The sequence below is a fragment of the Mesorhizobium sp. M0491 genome (assembly GCF_040321265.1).
Lineage (GTDB): Bacteria > Pseudomonadota > Alphaproteobacteria > Rhizobiales > Rhizobiaceae > Mesorhizobium.
Genome location: NZ_JAMYRE010000001.1, coordinates 327,364 through 349,240, shown reverse-complemented (window position 1 = coordinate 349,240; position 21,877 = coordinate 327,364). Strand labels below are relative to the sequence as shown.

Below are 21,877 nucleotides of genomic sequence, written 5' to 3'. Positions count from 1 at the left end.
CGGGATCATGCTTCAACGACGAGCGGAAAGCACCTTGAACATGCCGTCGCGGGCGAGTTCGGCATGGCTCGAAAAGGCAGCCGCCAGGATCGGCTCATAGGGAAGCTGACGGTTGGCGACCATGAGCAGCCGCCCACCCGGCTTCAAGGCCTTGGCCGCCGCGCGGATCATGCCGGCGCCGATCTCCGGCTCGGCCGCCCGGCTGCGATGAAAGGGCGGGTTCATCGCAATCGCGTCGTAGCGCTTCTCGACTGGTTCCTTCAACAGATCGATCCAGAAGAAGTTTCTGGCGATCGACTGGGTGACCCCTGTCAGATTGAGCTTTGCGGCTTCGAGCGCGGCGAAATCGGCCTCATAGAGGTCGAGCGCCTGAACGCCGGGGGAGCGGGCGGCGATCTCGGCAGCTACATAGCCCCAGCCGGCGCAGAAATCGGCAATGTTGCCACGCAGATCATTGGGCAGATTCTCGACCAGCAATTTCGAGCCAGTATCGATCCGGTCGAAGGAAAACATGCCGGGCGCGGTGTGGAACCGGCTTTCAACCAGCAGAGCGGGATTGGCGGCGCGCAATTCTTCCGCGGCGGCCAGATCGGCGGGACGTCGCAACCAGAAGGCAATGCCGTGATATTTGGGCAAATGGCCTTCAAGCGGCACAAGCTCGTCAACGCGCTTGCGCAGGCTGGCAATGCCATCGTCCTTGCCGCCGGCAATGACGACCAGGCCGCCCGGCGCCACGCGCTCAAGCGCCTGCGCGAGGCGCACTTCGTTCAGGCCGCGATGCCGGCCGGCAAGCACAAGTGCCATATCGAAGCCATCGCCTTCCACTTGCGCGGTGACGACGAAGCCCGACGCCTGCAGCGCGCTAAAATGCGGCCGGAAGCCCTGCACGAGGTGAAGGGTCGCCTCAAAGCCTTCAGGCAGGCGAAAACCCGGCTCAGCGCCGAGAAACAGGGCGCGCGTGCCCTTTCCCGGCAGAGGAACAGCCTCGGCCTCGAAGGGATGGAAAAGCGTCTTCAACGGCTCGGCGGACATTGTTCGATCTCGACTTGTCTAAGCGCTTTGAAACCCAGGCTGAAAATGAAAACGGGCGCGACATAAGCCGCGCCCGTTTCGATTCATGGCTCAGACCAATCAGGCGGCGTTTTCTTCGCCTTCGGTCTTCTTGTCGCGGGCGAGTTCCTTGCCGGTGGCCTGATCGACGACTTTCATCGACAGGCGGACCTTGCCGCGCTCGTCGAAGCCCATCAGCTTGACCCAGACCTTGTCGCCTTCCTTGACCACGTCCGAGGTCTTGGCGACCCGGTCGTTGGCAAGCTGCGAGATGTGGACTAGGCCGTCACGCGGACCGAAGAAGTTGACGAAAGCGCCGAAGTCCGCGGTCTTGACGACCGTACCTTCGTAGATCTCGCCGACTTCCGGCTCGGCGACAATGGTGTGGATCCACTTCTTCGCCGCCTCGATCTCCTTGGCATTGGACGAAGCGATCTTGACCGTGCCGTCGTCCTCGATGTTGATCTTGGCGCCGGTCTTTTCGACGATCTCGCGGATCACCTTGCCGCCCGAGCCGATCACGTCACGGATCTTGTCGGTCGGGATGTGCATCACTTCGATGCGCGGTGCGAACTCACCCAGTTCCGAACGCGCGCCGGTCAGAGCATGCGCCATCTCGCCGAGGATGTGCTGGCGGCCATCCTTGGCCTGGTCCAGCGCGATCTTCATGATCTCCTCGGTGATGCCTTCGATCTTGATATCCATCTGCAGCGAGGTGATGCCGCTGGCGGTGCCGGCGACCTTGAAGTCCATATCGCCGAGGTGATCTTCGTCACCCAGGATGTCGGACAGAACGGCGAAACGCTCGCCTTCCTTGATCAGGCCCATGGCGATACCGGCGACCGGCTTGGCCAGCGGCACGCCTGCATCCATCAGCGCCAGCGAGGTGCCGCAGACAGTGGCCATCGACGACGAACCGTTGGACTCGGTGATCTCCGAGACGACGCGCAGCGTGTAGGGGAACTGGTCGGCACTCGGCAGCATCGGGCGAATCGCGCGCCAGGCGAGCTTGCCATGGCCGATTTCGCGGCGGCCCGGCGAACCCATGCGGCCGGTCTCGCCGACGGAGTAGGGAGGGAAGTTGTAGTGAAGGAGGAACTTCTCCTTGTACATGCCGGTCAGCGAGTCGACATACTGCTCGTCCTCGCCGGTGCCGAGCGTGGCAACGACCAGCGCCTGGGTCTCGCCGCGGGTGAACAGCGCCGAACCGTGGGTGCGCGGCAGAACGCCGACTTCGGAAACGATCTTGCGAACCGTGCTCAGGTCACGACCGTCGATGCGCGAACCGGTGTCCAGGATGTTCCAGCGCACGACCTTGGCCTGGAGTTCCTTGAACACGCTGCCGATCTGCTCGGAAGTGTATTTGGCGTCTTCACCTTCGGCCGGGGCAAACGCTGCCTTGACCTTCGCCTTGACGGCGTCGACGGCGGCGTAACGCTTCTGCTTGTCGACGTTCTTGTAGGCATTGCTGAGTTCGTCGCCGACGATCTTCAGCATCTCGGCTTCAAGCGCGGAATAGTCCGGCGCGGTGAAGTCGCGCGGCTCCTTGGCGGCAACTTCGGCCAGCTTGATGATGGCGTCGATAACCGGCTGGAAGCCCTTGTGGCCGAACATGACCGCGCCGAGCATCAGCTCTTCGCCGAGTTCCTTGGCTTCGGACTCGACCATCAGCACGGCATCTGTGGTGCCGGCGACGATCAGATCGAGCTTCGATTCCTGCATCTCGTCGACATGCGGGTTGAGCACATATTCGCCGTTGATATAGCCGACGCGAGCGCCGCCGATCGGGCCCATGAAGGGAACGCCGGAGAGCGTCAGGGCGGCCGAAGTGGCAACGATCGACAGGATGTCCGGATCGTTCTCGAGATCGTGCTGGACGACGGTGACGACGATCTGGGTGTCGTTCTTGTAGCCGGAGGCGAAGAGCGGGCGGATCGGGCGGTCGATGAGGCGGGAAACCAGCGTTTCCTTCTCGCTCGGACGGCCTTCACGCTTGAAATAGCCACCCGGGATCTTGCCGGCGGCGTAGGTCTTTTCCTGGTAGTTGACGGTCAGCGGGAAGAAATCGAGGCCGGGCTTCGGCTCCTTCATCGAAACGACGGTGGCGAGAACCTTGGTCTCGCCGTAGGTGGCGAGCACCGCGCCGTCAGCCTGGCGTGCGATCTTGCCGGTTTCGAGGATGAGCGGACGGCCGCCCCATTCGATTTCCACTTTGTGGTGATTGAACATGTCTTGTCCTTAATATGAGGAAAGGGCCGCGCCGTTTCACGGTGCGCGGATGCCCTTTCCCTGGCTTCCTTTCTCGGGCAGCCACGGGCAAGACAACGGGAAGCTCGGGTGATTTCGGCGCGGTGCGCGCGCGAGCGTCCTGCAATCCTGCCCCATGACCGTCCATGGGCGGTTTCGAGTGCCCTCTGCACGATCGAAACCGGGTCTGGCCAGTCGATGCGACTGGCAGAATGCGCGACCGGCGGGCTCTCCTTCGAAAGCCCGCCGGTCAATTCGTCAACGGCGCAGACCGAGCTTCTCGATCAGCGTCTGGTAGCGCGCGTCGTCCTTGCGCTTGAGATAATCAAGCAGGCTGCGGCGCTGGGAGACGAGAGCAAGCAGACCACGGCGGGAATGGTTATCCTTCTTGTGGTCCTTGAAATGGTCGGTCAGGTTCTTGATGCGCTCGGAAAGGATGGCCACCTGGACTTCCGGAGACCCGGTATCGCCCTTGGCGGTTGCGAATTCACCCATCAATTCCTGTTTGCGCTCGGCAGTAATCGACATCGTGTTTTTCCTTATCTGTTTGAGGAAACGGGTCGCCCTCAGCCGGGATGTCGTCCAGCAGGGGCCGGTGCAAGCAAAACGTCATAGCGCTATGCTGCGGCGCATATAGTGCAATTCCCCGGAAAACACCAGCCCAATTCACAAGCCGGCTTTTCAGGCTAAAATGGCAGGTTTTAGCCTTGTCAAAGCCATTTCTTCCATTTGAAGAAGGCGATCAGCCCGAACGCGACAAGCGCCATGAACAGCAGCGACAAGGGATAGCCATAATAGGCCTTCAGTTCCGGCATGTTCCAGGGCGAAGACTCCGGATCGAAATTCATGCCCCAGATGCCGACCAGGAAGGTGAGCGGCATGAAGATGACCGAGACGATGGTGAGATAGCTGATGACGTCGTTGGTGCGCGCCTGGCTCAGCGACAGGTGCATCTCGATCAGGCCGGTCAGCATGTCGCGCTGGGTTTCGACCAGTTCGATCAACCGTAGCGCATGGTCGAGCGTGTCGTTGAGGAAGATCTTGGTCTCGGCCTTCACATAAGGCACATCGTTGCGGATCAGCGTCGCCAGCGCATCGCGCATCGGCCACAGCACGCCTTTCAGCACGTTGGCGTCGCGCCGCAATTCATGCAGCTGCCGCATCTGATGCTTGTGCGGCGAATGCAGCATCTGGTCCTCGATGCTGTCGACCGTATCGCCGGCGGCCTCGATCGGCGGAAAGTAGCTGTCGACGATGGCGTCGATCAGCGCATAGGCGAGGTAATCGGCACCGCGGGCGCGCAACCGGTTGGGCGCTGAGCTTTCGATGCGCTTGCGCACGGGATCGAACGGATCGCCTTCACGCTCCTGGAAGGTGACGACGAAATTATTGCCGAAGAAGACGGCGATCTGCTCATAGCGGTGCGAGGCGACGTCGTCGATCATCCTGACGACGACGAAGGCATGATCCTCGAAAAAGTCGACCTTCGGCCGCTGGCCGGTGTTGACGACGTCCTCCAGCGCCAGCGGATGCAGGCTGAAAATGCGGCCGATCTCCTCGATCAGCGGGATGTTGGCGAGGCCGGTACAATCGAGCCAGATAACCGGCCACTTGTCGCAATGGGTGTTGAGGTCGTCGATGCTGGCATTTTCGATAGTCTTGAATTTTTCGGGCGAGATCAGCGTCAGCCTGAGTTCGCTGCGCCGCGCCGAGGGATCGGCGATCAGCGTGCCGGGCGACGCACCGACCGGCGGCCGCCGCGTTTTCACTGGTGCCCGCGTCTTCACGGTCTCAGCCTTTGCCATATGCCCCTCGTGCGAGTCCTCGCCTCGACATTAGACGACAGTAGTCACCCGGCAAAGACCCGCTTGGGCTTGAACATGCCTTGCTCGATGGCACCGATGGCGACCAGCTTGCCGCGCGCCGTGGCGCAGGCTTCCTCGGCTACCACCGGTGCATCACGGCCGCGGATGATGACTGGATTGCCGAGGCGGACCTTGGTCGCCGCATCGTCGCTGATGGCGATCTGCGGCAGGCAGTCAAGGGCGGCCGATGTATCGACCAGAAGCGCATCGATGGCGTCGAAGTCGATTGGTACTTCCACCTTGTCGACAGCCTCTGTCGTGTCAGCGGCTTCCGTTGCGTCCGTGACGTCCGTCGTGCTGTCTTCGTCCTGGACACCGAAACGGGCGGCTTCCAGTTCGGCGATGGTGACGAAATCCTCCGCCGTGAACGGCTCGACCTCGACCCGGCGCAATTCGGAAATGTGGCCGAAACAGCCCATGTCGCGGCCCATGTCGCGGGCCAGCGCGCGCACATAGGTGCCCTTGCCGCATTCGACCTCGAAAACAGTATGGTCGGCGCCATGCTCGACAACGTCCAGACGGCCGATCTCGATCTCGCGCGCGGGTATGTCGACTGTCGCGCCGTCGCGGGCCAGATCATAGGCACGCTCGCCCGCGATCTTGATGGCCGAGAATTGCGGCGGCGTCTGCATGATGACGCCAGTGTATTTCGGCAGCAGGGCGAGCACTTGGGCTTGCGACGGGCGCAGGTCGGACTCTTTCGTCACCGGACCTTCGAGGTCATCGGTGGAGCGCTCCTGCCCCCAGGCAACGGTGAAGCGATAGATCTTTGCGCCGTCCTGCACGTAGGGAACGGTCTTGGTGGCCTCGCCAAGCGCGATCGGCAGCATACCGGACGCCAGCGGGTCGAGCGTGCCGGCATGGCCGGCCTTTTCGGCCTGGAACAGCCATTTGATCTTGGAGACGGCTTCGGTCGAGCCCATGCCGACCGGCTTGTCCAGGATCAGCCAGCCCGAGATCGGCCGGCCCTTCTTCTTGCCGCGGCGCGCCACTATTCGGTGTCCTTGTTGTCGTCTTTGCCCTGATCCGCGTTTTCCTGGTCCTCAGGACCCAGATCGCGCGCCACTTCAGGTGACTTCAACAGGTCATTGATCCTGGCAAAATTGTCGAAGGAGGTGTCGAGCTTGAAGCGGAACTCCGGCATGAACTTCATCTGCCGCAGCGCGCCGGAGACACGGCCACGGACGAATTTCGCATGCTTGTTCAGCGCCTCGACCACCGCATCGGTATCCTTGGCGCCGAGCGGCGAGACGAAAGCGGTAGCGACCTTCAAATCGGGCGACATGCGCACTTCCGAAACCGACACCACGGTGCTCTCGATCAGCGGATCGATGATCTCGCCGCGCTGCAGGGTTTCGGATAGCGCATGGCGCACCTGTTCGGCGACGCGCAGCATGCGCTGGGATGGGCTGGATGTGGTTGGACGGGGCATTTTTCTCTATCCTGAAGCGTGAGGCGCGGGATGGGACCGTGCCGCATGTCTCATATGGGTCGTTCTCAATAGACCTCGGGCGGCGGCCTCTCGGCCACCGCCCGGTATGGACAAGTCACTCGAACTCAGAGTGTCCGGGTCACCATCTCGACGCGGAAGCACTCGATGACGTCGCCGACGCGCATGTCCTCGTAGTTCTGGAAGGCCATGCCGCACTCCTGGCCGCCGGGGACTTCCGAAACTTCGTCCTTGAAGCGCTTCAGCGTCTTCAGCGTCCCTTCGTGGATGACGACGTTGTCGCGGATCAGGCGCACCCCCGCACCGCGTTCGACCTTGCCTTCGGTGACACGGCAGCCGGCGATCTTGCCGACCTTGGTGATGTCGAAGATCTCGAGGATCTGCGCGTTGCCAATGAAGGTCTCGCGACGCTCCGGCGACAGCAGGCCCGACAGAGCCGCCTTCACGTCATCCACGAGGTTGTAGATGATCGAGTAGTAGCGGATCTCGATGCCAGCCGCCGCTGCGGCGGCACGTGCCTGGACGTTGGCGCGGACGTTGAAGCCGATGATCGCGGCACCCGAAGTCTCCGCCAGCGACACGTCGCTTTCGGTGATGGCGCCGGCACCGGCATGGACGATGCGCGCACGCACCTCGTCGGTGCCGAGCTTGTCGAGCGCGGCGTTGATCGCCTCGATCGAGCCCTGCACGTCGCCCTTGATGACCAGCGGGAATTCCTTCAGCCCGCTTGTCTGCAATTGCGACATCATCTGCTCGAGCGACCCGCGCTGGCCGGCATGCTTGGCAACCGCCTTCTCGCGCGCCAGACGCTGGCGGTATTCGGTGATCTCGCGGGCACGGGCCTCGTTGTTGACCACGGCGAAGCGGTCGCCGGCCTGCGGTGTGCCCTGCAAGCCAAGCACTTCCACCGGCATCGCCGGCGGCGCTTCCTTGATCTGCGTGCCACGATCGTTGACCAGCGCACGGACCCGGCCCCATTCGTTGCCGGCAACCAGGATGTCGCCCGGCATCAGCGTGCCGGTCTGCACCAGCACGGTGGCGACGGGGCCACGGCCCTTGTCGAGCTGGGCTTCGATGACGACGCCTTCGGCGGTACGATCCGGATTGGCCTTCAGGTCGAGAATTTCGGCCTGCAGCAGGATCGCCTCGAGCAGTTTGTCGAGATTGGTGCCCTTGGTCGCCGACACTTCGACGTCCAGAACTTCACCCCCCATGGATTCGACGAAAACCTCGTGGCGCAGCAGCTCGGAGCGCACTTTCTGCGGATCGGCATCATGCTTGTCGATCTTGTTGATCGCCACGATGATCGGAACGCCGGCCGCCTTGGCATGGCTGATCGATTCGATCGTCTGCGGCATGACGCTGTCGTCGGCCGCAACCACCAGGATGGCAATGTCGGTCGCCTGGGCGCCACGAGCACGCATCGCTGTGAAGGCGGCGTGGCCGGGCGTGTCGATGAAGGTGATCTTGTGACCGTTCTTCTCGACCTGGTAGGCGCCGATGTGCTGGGTGATGCCGCCGGCTTCGCCGGAGACGACATTGGCGTTGCGGATCGCGTCGAGCAGCGAGGTCTTGCCGTGATCGACGTGACCCATGATCGTCACGACCGGCGGACGCGAAACCAGGTCCTCGGCACTGTCGGCGATGTTGAACAGGCCTTCCTCGATGTCGGACTCGGCGACGCGGCGGACCGTGTGGCCGAATTCGGTGGCAACCAGCTCGGCCGTGTCGGCGTCGATGACGTCGCCCGGCTTCAGGATCTGGCCCTGCTTCATGAAGAACTTGACCAGGTCGACCGCGCGCTCGGACATGCGTTGCGCCAGTTCCTGGATGGTGATGGTCTCTGGCAGGATCACTTCGCGCATGACTTTCTCGCGCGGCTCATTGTGCATCGCGCGCTTGAATTTTTCCTGGCGGCGACGCATCGACGACAGGGACCGGGCTCGCGCGTCTTCGTCGGACAATGCTGAATTCAGCGTCAGCTTGCCGCGGCGGCGGTCTTCCTCGGCCTTGGTCGGCTTGGCCGGACGCGCCACTTCGGGCGTGACCGGACGGCGCACCGGGGCGCCGGCACCAACACGCTTCGGCTTGGCCACTTCCTCGTCATCGACTGTTGCCAGTTCGGCAGCCAATGGCGCGCGTCGACGGGCTTCTTCCTCGGCCCGACGGCGGGACTCGGCCTCGGTCTGCAACCGCGCCTCTTCCTCGGCCTGGCGGCGTGCGGATTCATCGCGTTCGCGCTTGCGGCGCTCTTCGTCCTCGGCGCGACGCTTGGCATCCTCGGCGGCGCGCTGGCGGTCCTCGACCTCGCGAACCTTCGAGCCCTCCAGCGCCCTGCGGCGTGCTTCCATTTCACTGCGCGAAAGCTCGTTCAGCACCATGCCGCTGCGTTCGACCGGGGCCGGTGGCGGCGGGGGTGGCGGCGCCTTCGGTGCTTCCGGCACGACGACGGGCGCGGCCACGACCGCCGGCTTCGGTGTGAAGACGGGGGCGGCAGCAGGCTCCGGCTTGTCGCCGGGCATCGAGAACTTGCGCTTCTTGGTTTCGACGACGACCTGCTTGGTGCGGCCGTGCGAGAAGTTCTGGCGCACAGTGCCCTGTTCCATACCGGGGCGCTTCAGCGTCAAGGTCTTCTTCGGCGTCACACTCAGCGTATTGTCGTCACCCGATTTCGTATCGCTCATTCCATATCCTCTGCGGCATCATCTTCGTCAGCAACAGCCGCAAGCATTGCCAGATCGTCCGGGGAACCGCCCCGATACCGGTCGAGCGCAACCATGCGCTTCTGGACCGCCCTGCCCGCGTCTCCCGCGAGAACGGCAGCATGTATCACATTTGTACCCCCCAATGCCAAGCTCAACTCGGCCTCGGAGAAAAGTTTGTAGGCAAGGATGGCGGGCCCGCCGAGATGGACTGTCGCCCGTCGCGCCTGGCTGATCTTGCGCACGCCGTCGTCGGACGCCTCGGTCGCGTGGAGCACGAAAAGCGCCAATCCACCGCGGACAGCACTTTCGACCTTGGTAGCACCAAGCGAAATTGCGCCTGCCTTGCGGGCAAGACCAAGCATGCCCAGAGCGTGCCTGGAAAGTAGCCCGTCGATCATGCCGCCAAGATCGGGCGGCACGACCACCTGTGCCTTGAAGGCGCGGGCAAAGAGGTTCTTCGCCGCAGCCTTGTCGATATGTAGGCGGTCGGCGCTCACCCAGCAACCGCGGCCGGGCAGATTTCTCTTGATGTCGGGAACGACGGCCGAATCCGGGCCGACGACAAACCGGATCAGATCATCCGGTTCGGCTTGTTTGCGCGTAACGATGCAGGTGCGATCGTTCATCTCGTCCAAGGGCGGGTTCGGTGCGATGCGGTTTCACCTCACGCACCAACGGCTTCGTCAGCCGAGACTTCTTCGGCTGCAAGCTCGTCTTCGGTGATCCAGCCGGCCTTGAGGCGGGCGGCCAGAACCATTTGTTCGGCGTCTGCGCGGGTCACGCCATGATTGGCGAGCACGCCCGGATAGACTTTTGTCTCGCCGTCCTTGCGTTCCTTCCAGCCGGTCAGGTCGTCGGCGGCATAGCCGGCGAAATCCTCGATCGTCTTCACGCCGTCCTCGCCAAGCGTCACCATCATGGCGGTGGTGACGCCGGGGATTTCGCGCAATTCGTCCGAAACGCCGAGCGCCTTGCGCTTGTCGTCGTGCTCGGCCTCGATCTTCTCCAGATATTCGCGAGCGCGGGTCTGGATTTCCGAAGCGGTGTCCTCGTCGAAACCGTCGATAGAGGCGATCTCGCCGGAATCGACATAAGCGACTTCCTCGACGCTGGTGAAGCCTTCGGAGGCCAGCACCTGGCCGACCATCTCGTCGACGTCGAGGGCTTCCATGAACAGCGACGAACGCTCGACGAATTCCTTCTGGCGGCGCTCGGATTCTTCGGCCTCGGTCAGGATGTCGATATCCCAACCGGTCAGCTGCGAAGCCAGGCGCACGTTCTGGCCGCGGCGGCCGATGGCCAGCGACAGCTGGTCGTCGGGAACCACGACTTCGATGCGTTCGGCATCCTCGTCGAGCACGACCTTGGCGACTTCCGCCGGCTGCAGCGCGTTGACGATGAAGGACGCCGCCGAAGGCGACCACGGAATGATGTCGATCTTCTCGCCCTGCAATTCGCCGACGACGGCCTGGACGCGGCTGCCGCGCATGCCGACGCAGGCGCCGACCGGATCGATCGAGCTGTCGCGCGAGATGACGGCGATCTTGGCGCGCGAACCCGGGTCGCGGGCGACCGACTTGATCTCGATGATGCCGTCATAGATTTCCGGCACTTCCATGGTGAACAGCTTGGCCATGAACTGCGGATGAGTACGCGACAGGAAGATCTGCGGGCCGCGCTGCTCGCGGCGCACATCGTAGACATAGGCGCGGACGCGGTCGCCATATTTGTAGTTCTCGCGCGGGATCAGCTCATCGCGGCGGATGATCGCTTCGCCGCGGCCGAGATCGACGATGACGTTGCCGTATTCGACGCGCTTGACGGTACCGTTGACGATCTCGCCGATGCGGTCCTTGTACTCGTCATACTGGCGGTCGCGTTCGGCCTCGCGGACCTTCTGCACGATGACCTGCTTGGCCGACTGGGCGGCGATGCGGCCGAAATCCATGGGCGGCAGCTGTTCGGCGATGAAGTCGCCGAGCTGAGCGTCGGGATTGCGCTCGCGAGCCGAGGAAATGGCGATCTGCGTGGCGTAGTCATCGACCTTCTCAACCACTTCCATCAGCCGCTGCAGCTTCATCTCGCCGGTGTTCGGGTTGATGTCGGCGCGGATGTTGGTCTCCTGACCGTAACGCGAGCGCGCCGCCTTCTGGATCGCATCGGCCATGGCGGCGATGACGATCGACTTGTCGATCGACTTTTCACGCGCGACCGCGTCGGCGATCTGCAGCAATTCAAGTCTGTTGGCGCTTACAACCATCGTTTTTCTCCCGAGCCTGTTTGCCGGACCTTTGCGCCCGGCAGCTCAATCATAGTTCCTGTTCGTGTTCTTCCGTGGCGTCCGCTTCCGCACCCGACTCGTCGTCGTCCGGTTCGCCGCGGCGTTTCTTGGCTTCCTTGCGCGCCCTGTTGTCCTTCGACAGGGCATCGCGGATAAGATCGTCTGTCAGGATCAAGCGCACATCGGCAATCGCATCATAGGGGACGCGCACCGTCGGCTCCTCGCCATAGGCGGCCTTGTCGCGCTCGATCAGCACATCGTCTTCGCCGGCTTCGGCGATCTTGCCCTTGAAGCGCTTGCGGTCGGCAACGACGATCGATGTTTCCATCTTCACCAGATGACCCGTCCAGGTCGTGAAATCCGATTTGCGGACCAGCGGCCGGTCGATGCCGGGCGACGAGACTTCAAGATGATAGGCCTTTTCGATCGGATCGTCGACGTCGAGCGCCGGCGACACCGCGCGGCTGACCTCTTCGCAATCCTCGACGGTCATGGTGCCGTCCTCGCGTTCGGCCATGATCTGCAGCGTCAGCCCGTTCTGGCCCGACAGATGCACCCGCACGAGGCGGAAGCCGATGCCACGCAGGACCGGCTGGACGATCAGCGCGATGCGCGCATCGATGCCGCTTTCGCGGATGATGCGATCGTCGCCCTCGCTTGCCGTTGCAGTCATTGAAGCCCTGTCGTTCTACCAAGTTATCGGCAGGTAATAAAAAAGAGCGGGACCGGGTGGACCCACTCTTCGTCATACCGACCAAGAATTTGAGGCTGATATAAACGATCATGGCCTGTGTTTCAAGCCCGCTATGCTGGTCGGGCAACGCCGCCATCGAGGCGGCCCGCGCCAGCGTTGCATGGGGTGCATGGCGCCTATGCGGCGACCCCCATGGGATTGGCGCCGAAACGCACCTACCTATGTTGCGCTGCACAAATATGGCCGTGGGTCACACGTGCGCGAAAGGACATGATCATGAGCAATCGCAAGATATTTTCTGCAATAGGCGACTTCTTCACCGTATTCGGCAGCGCCGTGGCCGCTTCACGGGCCGTGGAAGCCGGTCGCAGGCCGCGCGCCGACGACCTGCGCAACCTCGGCGTCGAGCCTGCCGCCTTCGATCGCATCGGCCGCCGCTTCTAGCTTTGACGCAATTCCGGACGGAAAACCGTTTCACACTTTTCCTGGAATTGCTCTAAGACCGCGAGCCTATTTCCGAATGAAGGTAAGATAGGCCGGCCGCCGTCCCTCGCGAATGGCCTTGGCCTCATAACGGGTGCCCGGCCAACCATCATAAGGCCGGTGCCAGTCTGCCGCCTCGCAAGCCTGCCATGCGAACGCGCCATGCGCGCGGCAATGCAGCAGGGTCCAGTTGACATAGGTGTCGATGTCGGACGCAAAGCGGAATTTTGAACCAGGCTTCAGCACACGCGCGAACCGCTCCAGATTGACCGGGCTGACGAAGCGCCGTTTCCAGTGTTTCTTCTTCGGCCAGGGATCGGGGTAGAGCAGATCGATGCCGTCGAGCGAGGCTTGCGGCAGCCAGTCCAGCAGCCTTGTTGCGTCGTCGTCATAGACCCGCAGATTGGCGAGCGGTTTCTCGCGCACCGCCATCATCATCTTGGCCATGCCGTTGACGAACGGCTCGACGCCGATAAAGCCGATCGAGGGCGCCTCGGTGGCGCGATGCAGGAGATGTTCGCCGCCGCCGAAGCCGATCTCGAGGCGAACCGCGCTAACATCGGCTTCAAACAGAGTGTGCAGATCAGCCGGCGGCTCGGCCGCCAGATCGAGCCGATATGTGCCGAAGCCGCTTTCCAGCGCGGCCGCCTGCTGCGGGCGCATGGTCTTGCCGCGCCGGCGACCGAAAAAGGCTTCGGTCGCGCGGCTTGGTCTGTCCTTCGGATCCATGGCGGGACTTTGCGGTGCCGCTGTCAGGCGGCGACCGCGTCCTTGAGTGCCTTGGCGAGATCGGTCTTTTCCCAGGAGAAAGACCCATCACGGCCGGCCTTGCGGCCGAAATGGCCGTAGGACGACGTCTTGGCGTAGATCGGTTTGTTGAGATCGAGGTGACGGCGGATGCCCGACGGCGACAGATCCATCACCGTGCGCAACGCGTCCTCGAGCTTTGCCTCGTCGACCTTGCCGGTACCGTGCAAGTCGACATAGACCGACAGCGGCTGGGCAACGCCGATGGCGTAGGAAAGCTGGATGGTGCAGCGGTCGGCGAGTTTCGCCGCCACGACGTTCTTGGCCAGGTAGCGCGCCGCATAGGCCGCCGAACGATCCACCTTGGTGGTGTCCTTGCCGGAGAAGGCGCCGCCGCCATGGGGTGCGGCACCACCATAGGTGTCGACGATGATCTTGCGGCCGGTCAGTCCGGCATCGCCGTCCGGCCCGCCAATGACGAACTTGCCGGTCGGATTGATGTACCACATGCAATCGTCGGCGATCTTGAGGTCGCCCAGCGCCTCTCGGATATAGGGTTCGACGACCTTGCGGACCTTCTTCGAATCCCAGCTCGCATCGAGATGCTGTGTGGACAGCACGATCTGCGTCGCCTCGGCGGCCTTGCCGTCGACATAGCGAACGGTGACTTGGCTCTTGGCATCCGGCCCGAGCTTGCCGGCTTCACCGCTGCCTTCGTGACGGGCGGCAGCCAGCAGCTCGAGGATCTTGTGGCTGTAGTAGATCGGCGCCGGCATCAAATCCGGCGTCTCGCGGCAGGCGTAACCGAACATGATGCCCTGGTCGCCGGCACCCTCTTCGCCCTGACGGTCGGAGGCGTTGTCGACGCCCTGGCCGATGTCAGGCGACTGGCCGTGCAGCAGAACCTCGATCTTCGCCGTTTTCCAATGAAAGCCGGCCTGCTCGTAGCCGATTTCGCGGATCGCCTTGCGGGCGACCGATTTGAACTTGGCCGGATTGACGACCGAATGCCCGGCGGCATCCTTGAGAATATTGCCGGCCTTGTCCCGCTTGAGCAACGTGTCGGGAACACGCACTTCGCCGGCGATCACGACACGGTTTGTGGTGGCCAGCGTCTCGCAGGCGACACGGACTTTCCACGGGTCCATGCCGGTCTTCTTGGCTTCGCGATACACCAGATCGACGATCTCGTCGGAAATCCGGTCACAGACTTTGTCGGGATGGCCCTCGGCAACGGATTCCGAGGTAAAGAAGTAGTTCTGCCGCGTCACGGGTGTCCCCTCTTGAAAAACGATCGGCAGGCTGCCGATTTTGGCGCGCCACGTGTTAGCGGGGCGAAGCGCCGCTCGTCAAGCGGTGCTTCGGTTCTGGCATGAATGTCGATGCAGTTATCTTGTGCCACCGGCGGCAAGACGCCGCCAGTCCTGGCGTGATTGCCGATCAGTCGGGATCGTCGGTGGAGAGGGACTTGACCAGGTCTATGATCCTGCGGCGCACCTTGGCATCCGCGATCTTGACAAAGGCCCGGTTGAGCTGGAGTCCTTCGGGACTGCCGCAGAATTCGACGGCGAAAGCCATCGACGCGTCCTCGGCAAATCCACGGCCCGCCACGGGCTCCTGGCCGGGCGCATCCTCGAAAAAGAAGGCGACCGGCACGCCGAGTATGGACGCTATCGCCTGCAGTCGGCTGGCGCCGACGCGGTTGGTGCCTTTTTCATATTTCTGAATCTGTTGAAATGTGATGCCGAGGTTTTCTCCCAGCTTTTCCTGGCTCATTCCCAGCATGTTACGGCGAAGCCGGATGCGACTGCCAACATGGATGTCGATCGGATTCGGTTTCTTCTTGTTGTCTTCTGTCATTTTTTCCTCGCCGAATTTTTTCGGCTTTCTCTATTTTTTCCTGCCCAAACAAAGCCGGAGGCAACTGCCCCAACAGAACGATCCACCGGCTTCGAGAAATTTTCAGGCACTTACAGTATGAGTTTCTAATGTGTTGGCTGTCAATTCACCCGTAGCCTTTGCCTTACGTTCAACAGCGCTGCCCCAACGGCAAACAGCAACATGATCAGCATTCCGTTAATGCGCCGTTGGCCGGGAGATATGAGCGCCTGTCCGGAAATCGGTATGTGGGCGTCGATGGCGCCGCGTGCGTCGATCGCAAGCGCATCGACGATGCGCCCGCGCGGATCGACGACGGCCGAGATGCCGTTGTTGGCAGCACGCACCAATGGCAATCCATTTTCCACCGCACGGATCTGGGCCTGCCTGAAATGCTGATACGGACCCGGCGTGTCGCCGAACCACGCATCGTTGGTAACGTTCACAATAAGCTGCGCTGACGCAGCGTCAACTGCCACAAGATCGGGAAAGATCACCTCATAACAGATAAATGGCAGCGCACGGATGCCATCGGGCAGCGTGATGGCGTGGCGCTCATTGCCGGCCGCGAAACTCATCGGCCCGGCAACCAGTTGCTCGATGCCGAAACGCTGGAGCAGATCGGCGAAAGGCAGGTATTCGCCGAACGGCACCAGGTGAACCTTGTCGACGGCGTCAGCGATTTCACCCTTGTCGTCGATCGCCACCACGGAGTTGTAGTAACGGCTGTCGGCATTCGCGGCCGAACCGCCTTCCTCGCGAACGACGCCGGCAATCAGCATCTGGCCGGGTCCGAGCATGTCCCCCAGCGCCGTCAATGCGTCCGGTCGCTCGGTGAAGAGGAACGGCACCGAGGTTTCGGGCCACAGGATCAGTTGCGGCTTTTGATGGCCTGGGTCCGGCGCCTTGGCCGAGAGCCCCATCAGGACCGCGAAGATGCGGTCGCGCACCGAGGCATCCCATTTTTCCGACAGGTCCACGGACGGCTGGACGATGCGGACATCCAGGCTGCGTGAAGCTGGCGGTTCGGGAGCGGCAAGCCTGATATAGCCGAAGCCGACATGGGCGGCGGCGAGCACGACAAACAGTGCCGCGCCGAGGCGCAGGTGCCGACGTGCCGCCAGCAGTGCCGGCAGTGCGAAGACGAACACCGCGAGCGCGTTCATGCCGATCATGCCCGTCACCGAGACGCTCTGCATCAGCAGCGGCACGGGCATGGCCGCGTAGCCGACGGCATTCCAGGGAAAACCGGTGAACAGGAAATCGCGCAGCCATTCCGCCAGGCCGAAGCCGAAGGCAAGGGCGGCGATGCGGCCAATGTCGTTGCTCCACAGCAGCCGGGCAACGATTGCCGCAAAGCCGTAGAAAAAGGCGAGCATGAAAGGAATGCCGACCACCGCGAAGGGAAGCGCCCAGGCAAAGCTGTCGGCCTCGACCAGCAGCGCCGAACCAATCCACCAGAGGCCGGCGAGGAAATAGCCGAAACCGAACCACCAGCCAACGGCGAAAGCCGGCCGCAGGCGCTGGAACAGGCTGCCGGAAGCTTCACCGGTGGCGCCGTCGAGCAGCCAGACCAGCAGCGGAAACGAGACGAAACAGGCAGCGAAGAAATCGTAAGGCGCCTGCCCAAGCACCGCAAAAGCGCCTGCGAGAAACGCCACGAGCGCACGCCGCCAACCCCAAAGCAGAATTATCCGGCCGGTGAGGCGCTCCATGCATACTTCCGAGTCGCGAATCAGGACACAAGATTTAACAGGCTGCGCTCCGCGCTCCAAACGGCGGATGGGCTGGCTGAGATGCACAGCTTCGGCCCTGCCCTACCGGTGCCAACCCTCCATTTGAACGCCGCCCAGCCGCTCGGCCTCCTCGCGCGGAACCGAACGGATGGTCTGCGTGAAGGTCCAGACATGGCCTTCGGGGTCGCGTGCACGATACTGGCGCTCACCGTAGAACTGATCCGCCGGCTCCTGGATTATATCAGCCTCGGCAGCCCGCGCCTGCTCGCAATGCGCATCCAGGCCGCGCTTCAGCCTGACATAGATCGACTGCGTGTTCTTGCCCAAGACCGAAGCCGGGCTGGCAACATAATCGCTCCATTCGGAATCTACGATGATGTAGCTGTCGCCGAATCGCATCTCTGCATGGACGAGTTTTCCCTCGGCATCGCTGACCACCATGCTGCGCGCGAAGCCGAAGGCTGCTTCCAGCCAGTCCAGCGCGGCACGAGGGTCCTTATAGAAAACACCGGAACCCAGACTTGGATGCTTGAACGGGTCGTCGACAGTCATCGGGCGAGCGTAACGCTTACGCCTGTTCGGTGCGCGCGGTGGCGCGCCGGCGGCGCTCACCCTTCTGGCTCTGCACGATGCGCACGCGCTTGACGCGGCGCGGATCGGCGTCGAGGACGTGGAACTCGAAGCCGGGTATGGCCTGCACCACCTCGCCGCGGGCCGGAACACGGCCAAGCGTGTTGAAAATCATGCCGCCGATCGTGTCGACATATTCGCCATGTTCACCGGCGGCGAAATCCCCGCCGATCATCTTGGCGACGTCGTCGATCTCGGCCTTGCCGTCGACGATGAACACGCCGTCGCCGCTCTGGGTGATCATCGGCTCGTCGTCGTCATGCTCGTCCTCGATGTCGCCGACCACCATCTCGACGATGTCTTCCAGCGAGGCGAGGCCGTCGGTGCCGCCATATTCGTCGATGACCAGCGCCATCTGGGTGCGCGTCGTCTGCATGCGGCCCATCAGGTCGGAGGCAAGCATCGACGGCGGCACGAACAGCACCGGGCGGATCAGATTGAGGTCGCCAATGGTGCGGGCGAGATCGACCTGGGCAAGATCGAGAACCGTGGCAGCAGGGGTTTTCCTGGTCGTGCGGCCCTTCTTGACGCGCGCGATCTTGGTGATGTGGGCCAGCACGTCACGGATATGGACCATGCCGCGCGGATCATCGAGCGTCTCGGAATAGACCGGCATGCGGGAATGGCCGGATTGTTCGAAAGTGCCCAGGAGATCGCCGAGCGTCGTCGTGATTTCGACCCCCTGAATGTCGGCGCGCGGTACCATGACGTCCTCGACGCGCACTTCGCGCAGCCGCAGGATGTTGTTGAGCATGGCGCGTTCGCCGGGCGAAAAGGCGCCGGCATCGCTCGTCGTCTCGGCAAGCGCGCCGGCGATTTCCTCACGCAGGCTGGTTCCGTTGCGTTGCCTGAACAGGCCCAGAACGCGGTCGAACAGGGAGGGACCGGCAGGCAACGTCTCGCTGGCAGCGCTGCCAGCACCGGCAGCAGCAGAGGTACTGCTAGCGCCAGACGTAACGGTACTCGGACTTGATCCCTCTTCCGACGTGTCGGAAGCCTTGGTCGCACTGCCGGCGTCGGGGCGGGCGGCAGTCTCTGGTTTGTCGTTCATCGTCGTCCGGTCAATTGATCAGATGTAGTTACGCGTAGGGGTCGGGAATGGCAAGCCTTGCAAGCGCCGCGCGTTCGACGGCTTCCATCGCCTCGGCCTCGGCCTCGGTCTCGTGATCGTAGCCCAGCAAATGCAGCAGGCCGTGGATGACGAGATGGGTGATATGGTTCTCGACCGGCTTGTCTTCCAGTGCCGCTTCATGGGCGACCGTTTCGGCGGCCAGCACGATGTCGCCCAGCATCGGCGGCAACGGACCGCCTTGCGCAAACGGAAAAGCCGGAAAAGACAAGACGTTGGTCGGCTTGTCCTTGCCGCGCCAGCCGGCATTGAGGAGCTGGACATGGGCGTCGTCGGTAAAAACGAGGCTGAGTTCGGAACAGCCCGCCACGCCGGTTTCGGCAAAAGCCGCCTTGACGGCGCCATCGACCAGCCGCGTCAGGCTTACCTCGTCGGGCCAGTTGCCCGCCTCAACCGATATGTCGATGTCGACGGGAACATTCCCGTCGCCGGATATTATGTCCTCAGGCATGAAGCCGCATCGTCAACATCAATTCTCGGCGCCGAGGCCGCGCGCCAGCTTGGCGTCCCGGTCGTAGGCCCTGACGATTTCCGCCACCAGCGGATGGCGGACCACATCGCCGTCGTTGAAGCGCACGGTGACCGCGCCCGCCACACCGTCCAGCACCCGCAAGGCTTCGACGAGGCCCGATTTGGTGTTCGAGGGAAGGTCGATCTGGGTCGGGTCGCCGGTGACGATCATGCGCGAATTTTCGCCCAGACGCGTCAGGAACATCTTCATCTGCATCGGCGTGGTGTTCTGCGCCTCGTCGAGGATGACGGCGGCATGCGCCAGCGTGCGGCCGCGCATGAAGGCGAGCGGCGCGATCTCGATCACTTCGGCGGCAATGGCGCGCTCGACCTTGTCGGCGGGCATCATGTCGTAGAGCGCGTCATAGAGCGGCCGCAGATAGGGATCGACCTTCTCCTTCATGTCGCCGGGCAGGAAGCCCAGCCGTTCGCCGGCCTCGACCGCAGGCCGCGAGAGAATGATGCGCTCGACCATGCCGCGCTCGAGCAGCATCGCCGCATGCGCCACCGCCAGATAGGTCTTGCCGGTGCCGGCCGGGCCGATGCCGAACACCAATTCCGACCGTTCCAGCGCCCGCATATAGGCATCCTGGTTAAGTGAACGGGCATAGATCGTCTTCTTGCGGGTGGCGATCTGGGCGGCGGAAACCTTGCCCTTGCGCTCCAGCGTCGGCAGGGTCAGCTGATCGTCGGCGGCGATCGCCATGCGCACGGCGCCGTCGACGTCGGACTGGCCGATATCGACGCCCTTCTGGAGAATGCCGTAGAGATTGTCCAGGGCGCGGCGCGCCTGCTCGGCGGCCGACGCTGAGCCCTTGATGGTCAGCTGGTTGCCGCGTGAGCGGATGTCGACGCCAAGCTTCTGCTCCAGCCTGGCGAGGTTTTCGTCGAACTGACCATAAAGGGCGCTGGCAAGCTTGTTGTTGTCGAAAGTCAGAACGATGTGCGCCATGTCAGAAGCCCCAGATGCCGGTACCGGGGGCAGGTTCTTCAGCTCTGCTGCGCTCAACCGTCTCTCCTCATCTGCCGAGACCCTCAGGCCAATTCGGCGAACAGGCTATTGTAGCCCGTCTTCGTGATTCGCACCTGGATAATGTCACCGATTTCGCCGGCCTTTTCATCAACAATAACCGGCTGCAGCCAAGGTGAGCGGCCAACCTTCTGGCCGGCCTGACGGCCGGGCTTCTCGATCAGCGTGTCGATGGTGGTGCCGACGAGGCTCAAGCCGAAATCCTGCTGCTGCTTCACAAGCAGAGCCTGCAGCCGCTGCAAGCGCTCGTCCTTGACCGTTTCCGGCACATGATCGGACATTTCGGCGCCCGGCGTGCCGGGGCGCGGCGAATATTTGAACGAGAAGGCCGAGGCGTAATTCACCTGACGCACCAACTCCATGGTCGCCTCGAAATCCGCCTCGGTCTCGCCGGGGAAGCCGACGATGAAGTCGCCGGAGAGCGCGATGTCAGGCCGTGCGGTACGGATACGGTCGAGCAGCGCCAGATAATCCCTCGCCGTGTGCCGGCGATTCATCGCCTTGAGGATGCGGTCGGAGCCGGATTGCACCGGCAGATGCAGATAGGGCATCAACGTCGGCAGATCGCGATGGGCCGCGATCAGTTCGTCATCCATGTCGCGCGGGTGGCTGGTGGTGTAGCGCAGACGCGCCAGCCCGGGGATTTCGGCCAGCCTGAACAGCAGGCGGCCAAGGCCCCACTCCTCGGTCTTGCCCCCTTTGGCCTCGCCCCGGCCATGCCAGGCATTGACGTTCTGGCCAAGCAGCGTCACTTCGCGCACGCCGGCTTCGGCCAGGCGCTCAGCCTCCGCGACAATCTGCGCCACCGGCCGGGAGACTTCGGAGCCCCTTGTGTAGGGCACAACGCAGAAGGTGCAGAACTTGTCGCAGCCTTCCTGCACGGTGAGGAAGGCGGTGACGCCGCGCTTGATGACCTCGGCGCGCTTGGGCTGCGGCAGATGCTCGAACTTGTCCTCGATGGCGTAGTCGGTCTCGACGATCTTTTCGCCGCCGCGCACCCGCGCCAGCACGTCCGGGAGCCGGTGATAGGTCTGCGGACCGATGACCAGGTCGACGGCAGGCGAACGGCGGATGATCTCGGCGCCTTCGGCCTGCGCCACGCAGCCGGCGACGCCGACCAGCATCTCACGGCCGGCCAGGGCACGCTCGGCTTTCATGTCGCGGATACGGCCGAGCTCGGAATAGACCTTTTCGGCCGCCTTCTCCCTGATATGACAGGTGTTCAGCAACACCAGGTCGGCCTCGCCAATGGCATCGGTCGCGGAATAGCCGTCGGCAGCCAGCGCATCGGCCATACGCTGTGAATCATAGACATTCATCTGGCAGCCATAGGTCTTGATGAAGACTTTTCTCGCTGCCGCGGGAAGCACCGCCGGCTGTCCAGCCGTAGTGCCGATGTCGTCGCTTTCTATCGTGTTCAAGTCCATAAGGCGGCTTCTAAC

At 62.9% G+C, this 21,877-nt stretch carries 20 protein-coding genes; 1 reads left to right on the top strand and 19 read right to left on the bottom strand.

Annotated features, from left to right (window positions below):
* Positions 1-12: 12 nt before the first annotated feature.
* From NKI69_RS01580 to rimP, 10 genes are all read right to left on the bottom strand, one after another.
* On the bottom strand, positions 13-1,032 hold the full coding sequence (locus NKI69_RS01580) for a class I SAM-dependent methyltransferase (RefSeq protein WP_023811401.1): 1,020 nt from the start codon (positions 1,030-1,032) through the stop codon (positions 13-15).
* A gap of 99 nt (positions 1,033-1,131) precedes the next feature.
* Positions 1,132-3,279: a polyribonucleotide nucleotidyltransferase gene (gene pnp, locus NKI69_RS01575; protein WP_023811402.1), complete on the bottom strand. Its 2,148-nt coding sequence runs from the start codon at positions 3,277-3,279 to the stop codon at positions 1,132-1,134.
* A gap of 276 nt (positions 3,280-3,555) precedes the next feature.
* A complete protein-coding gene (gene rpsO, locus NKI69_RS01570) occupies positions 3,556-3,867 on the bottom strand; it encodes a 30S ribosomal protein S15 (RefSeq protein ID WP_269470859.1) in 312 nt (103 codons plus the stop codon).
* A gap of 140 nt (positions 3,868-4,007) precedes the next feature.
* Positions 4,008-5,102 carry a magnesium/cobalt transporter CorA gene (corA, locus tag NKI69_RS01565; protein ID WP_023811403.1) on the bottom strand — a complete coding sequence of 365 codons (1,095 nt, stop codon included), beginning with the start codon at positions 5,100-5,102 and terminating at the stop codon, positions 4,008-4,010.
* Positions 5,103-5,146: 44 nt separating this feature from the next.
* Positions 5,147-6,154 carry a tRNA pseudouridine(55) synthase TruB gene (gene truB, locus NKI69_RS01560; RefSeq protein WP_023811404.1) on the bottom strand — a complete coding sequence of 336 codons (1,008 nt, stop codon included), beginning with the start codon at positions 6,152-6,154 and terminating at the stop codon, positions 5,147-5,149.
* On the bottom strand, positions 6,154-6,594 hold the full coding sequence (gene rbfA / locus NKI69_RS01555; RefSeq protein WP_023811405.1) for a 30S ribosome-binding factor RbfA: 441 nt from the start codon (positions 6,592-6,594) through the stop codon (positions 6,154-6,156). The genes truB and rbfA overlap by 1 nt, the downstream gene beginning before the upstream one ends.
* A gap of 125 nt (positions 6,595-6,719) precedes the next feature.
* Positions 6,720-9,296 carry a translation initiation factor IF-2 gene (gene infB, locus NKI69_RS01550; RefSeq protein WP_352719708.1) on the bottom strand — a complete coding sequence of 859 codons (2,577 nt, stop codon included), beginning with the start codon at positions 9,294-9,296 and terminating at the stop codon, positions 6,720-6,722.
* Positions 9,293-9,943 carry an RNA-binding protein gene (locus NKI69_RS01545; protein ID WP_023811407.1) on the bottom strand — a complete coding sequence of 217 codons (651 nt, stop codon included), beginning with the start codon at positions 9,941-9,943 and terminating at the stop codon, positions 9,293-9,295. The genes infB and NKI69_RS01545 overlap by 4 nt, the downstream gene beginning before the upstream one ends.
* 38 nt (positions 9,944-9,981) lie before the next feature.
* A complete protein-coding gene (gene nusA / locus NKI69_RS01540) occupies positions 9,982-11,577 on the bottom strand; it encodes a transcription termination factor NusA (protein WP_013527896.1) in 1,596 nt (531 codons plus the stop codon).
* 49 nt (positions 11,578-11,626) lie between these two features.
* Positions 11,627-12,271 carry a ribosome maturation factor RimP gene (gene rimP / locus NKI69_RS01535; RefSeq protein WP_013527897.1) on the bottom strand — a complete coding sequence of 215 codons (645 nt, stop codon included), beginning with the start codon at positions 12,269-12,271 and terminating at the stop codon, positions 11,627-11,629.
* 297 nt (positions 12,272-12,568) lie between these two features.
* Between rimP and NKI69_RS01530 the strand changes: the two genes are divergently transcribed.
* A complete protein-coding gene (locus tag NKI69_RS01530) occupies positions 12,569-12,736 on the top strand; it encodes a hypothetical protein (protein WP_013527898.1) in 168 nt (55 codons plus the stop codon).
* A gap of 66 nt (positions 12,737-12,802) precedes the next feature.
* Here NKI69_RS01530 and trmB read toward each other — a convergent pair whose 3' ends face one another.
* From trmB to miaB, 9 genes are all read right to left on the bottom strand, one after another.
* Complete coding sequence (gene trmB / locus NKI69_RS01525; protein ID WP_128304330.1) at positions 12,803-13,504, bottom strand: tRNA (guanine(46)-N(7))-methyltransferase TrmB; 702 nt, start codon at positions 13,502-13,504, stop codon at positions 12,803-12,805.
* 23 nt (positions 13,505-13,527) lie between these two features.
* Positions 13,528-14,793, bottom strand: a complete 1,266-nt coding sequence (gene metK, locus NKI69_RS01520) for a methionine adenosyltransferase (RefSeq protein ID WP_023811409.1) — start codon at positions 14,791-14,793, stop codon at positions 13,528-13,530.
* A gap of 169 nt (positions 14,794-14,962) precedes the next feature.
* A complete protein-coding gene (locus tag NKI69_RS01515; protein WP_023811410.1) occupies positions 14,963-15,382 on the bottom strand; it encodes a helix-turn-helix domain-containing protein in 420 nt (139 codons plus the stop codon).
* Between the two features lie 140 nt (positions 15,383-15,522).
* Positions 15,523-17,115 (bottom strand): apolipoprotein N-acyltransferase, encoded by a 1,593-nt coding sequence (gene lnt, locus NKI69_RS01510; protein ID WP_352719704.1) that lies wholly within the window; start codon positions 17,113-17,115, stop codon positions 15,523-15,525.
* A 102-nt stretch (positions 17,116-17,217) separates the two neighbouring features.
* Positions 17,218-17,688 carry a VOC family protein gene (locus NKI69_RS01505; RefSeq protein ID WP_352719702.1) on the bottom strand — a complete coding sequence of 157 codons (471 nt, stop codon included), beginning with the start codon at positions 17,686-17,688 and terminating at the stop codon, positions 17,218-17,220.
* 16 nt (positions 17,689-17,704) lie between these two features.
* The gene (locus tag NKI69_RS01500; protein WP_352719700.1) at positions 17,705-18,817 is read right to left on the bottom strand and encodes a hemolysin family protein; all 1,113 of its coding nucleotides are present in this window, start codon (positions 18,815-18,817) and stop codon (positions 17,705-17,707) included.
* 28 nt (positions 18,818-18,845) lie between these two features.
* Positions 18,846-19,346 (bottom strand): rRNA maturation RNase YbeY, encoded by a 501-nt coding sequence (gene ybeY / locus NKI69_RS01495; protein WP_352719698.1) that lies wholly within the window; start codon positions 19,344-19,346, stop codon positions 18,846-18,848.
* 18 nt (positions 19,347-19,364) lie between these two features.
* The gene (locus NKI69_RS01490; RefSeq protein WP_023758127.1) at positions 19,365-20,357 is read right to left on the bottom strand and encodes a PhoH family protein; all 993 of its coding nucleotides are present in this window, start codon (positions 20,355-20,357) and stop codon (positions 19,365-19,367) included.
* A gap of 83 nt (positions 20,358-20,440) precedes the next feature.
* Positions 20,441-21,862: a tRNA (N6-isopentenyl adenosine(37)-C2)-methylthiotransferase MiaB gene (gene miaB, locus NKI69_RS01485; protein WP_352719696.1), complete on the bottom strand. Its 1,422-nt coding sequence runs from the start codon at positions 21,860-21,862 to the stop codon at positions 20,441-20,443.
* Positions 21,863-21,877 lie beyond the last annotated feature (15 nt).

Excerpts from the sequence above, each read along its gene's own strand:
- NKI69_RS01580 (WP_023811401.1), bottom strand. The coding sequence starts at position 1,032 with ATGTCCGCCGAGCCGTTGAAGACGCTTTTCCATCCCTTCGAGGCCGAG.
- pnp (WP_023811402.1), bottom strand. The coding sequence starts at position 3,279 with ATGTTCAATCACCACAAAGTGGAAATCGAATGGGGCGGCCGTCCGCTC.
- corA (WP_023811403.1), bottom strand. The coding sequence starts at position 5,102 with ATGGCAAAGGCTGAGACCGTGAAGACGCGGGCACCAGTGAAAACGCGG.
- rbfA (WP_023811405.1), bottom strand. The coding sequence starts at position 6,594 with ATGCCCCGTCCAACCACATCCAGCCCATCCCAGCGCATGCTGCGCGTC.
- infB (WP_352719708.1), bottom strand. The coding sequence starts at position 9,296 with ATGAGCGATACGAAATCGGGTGACGACAATACGCTGAGTGTGACGCCG.
- NKI69_RS01545 (WP_023811407.1), bottom strand. The coding sequence starts at position 9,943 with ATGAACGATCGCACCTGCATCGTTACGCGCAAACAAGCCGAACCGGAT.
- nusA (WP_013527896.1), bottom strand. The coding sequence starts at position 11,577 with ATGGTTGTAAGCGCCAACAGACTTGAATTGCTGCAGATCGCCGACGCG.
- rimP (WP_013527897.1), bottom strand. The coding sequence starts at position 12,271 with ATGACTGCAACGGCAAGCGAGGGCGACGATCGCATCATCCGCGAAAGC.
- NKI69_RS01530 (WP_013527898.1), top strand. The coding sequence starts at position 12,569 with ATGAGCAATCGCAAGATATTTTCTGCAATAGGCGACTTCTTCACCGTA.
- trmB (WP_128304330.1), bottom strand. The coding sequence starts at position 13,504 with ATGGATCCGAAGGACAGACCAAGCCGCGCGACCGAAGCCTTTTTCGGT.
- NKI69_RS01515 (WP_023811410.1), bottom strand. The coding sequence starts at position 15,382 with ATGACAGAAGACAACAAGAAGAAACCGAATCCGATCGACATCCATGTT.
- lnt (WP_352719704.1), bottom strand. The coding sequence starts at position 17,115 with ATGGAGCGCCTCACCGGCCGGATAATTCTGCTTTGGGGTTGGCGGCGT.
- NKI69_RS01505 (WP_352719702.1), bottom strand. The coding sequence starts at position 17,688 with ATGACTGTCGACGACCCGTTCAAGCATCCAAGTCTGGGTTCCGGTGTT.
- NKI69_RS01500 (WP_352719700.1), bottom strand. The coding sequence starts at position 18,817 with ATGAACGACAAACCAGAGACTGCCGCCCGCCCCGACGCCGGCAGTGCG.
- ybeY (WP_352719698.1), bottom strand. The coding sequence starts at position 19,346 with ATGCCTGAGGACATAATATCCGGCGACGGGAATGTTCCCGTCGACATC.
- NKI69_RS01490 (WP_023758127.1), bottom strand. The coding sequence starts at position 20,357 with ATGGCGCACATCGTTCTGACTTTCGACAACAACAAGCTTGCCAGCGCC.
- miaB (WP_352719696.1), bottom strand. The coding sequence starts at position 21,862 with ATGGACTTGAACACGATAGAAAGCGACGACATCGGCACTACGGCTGGA.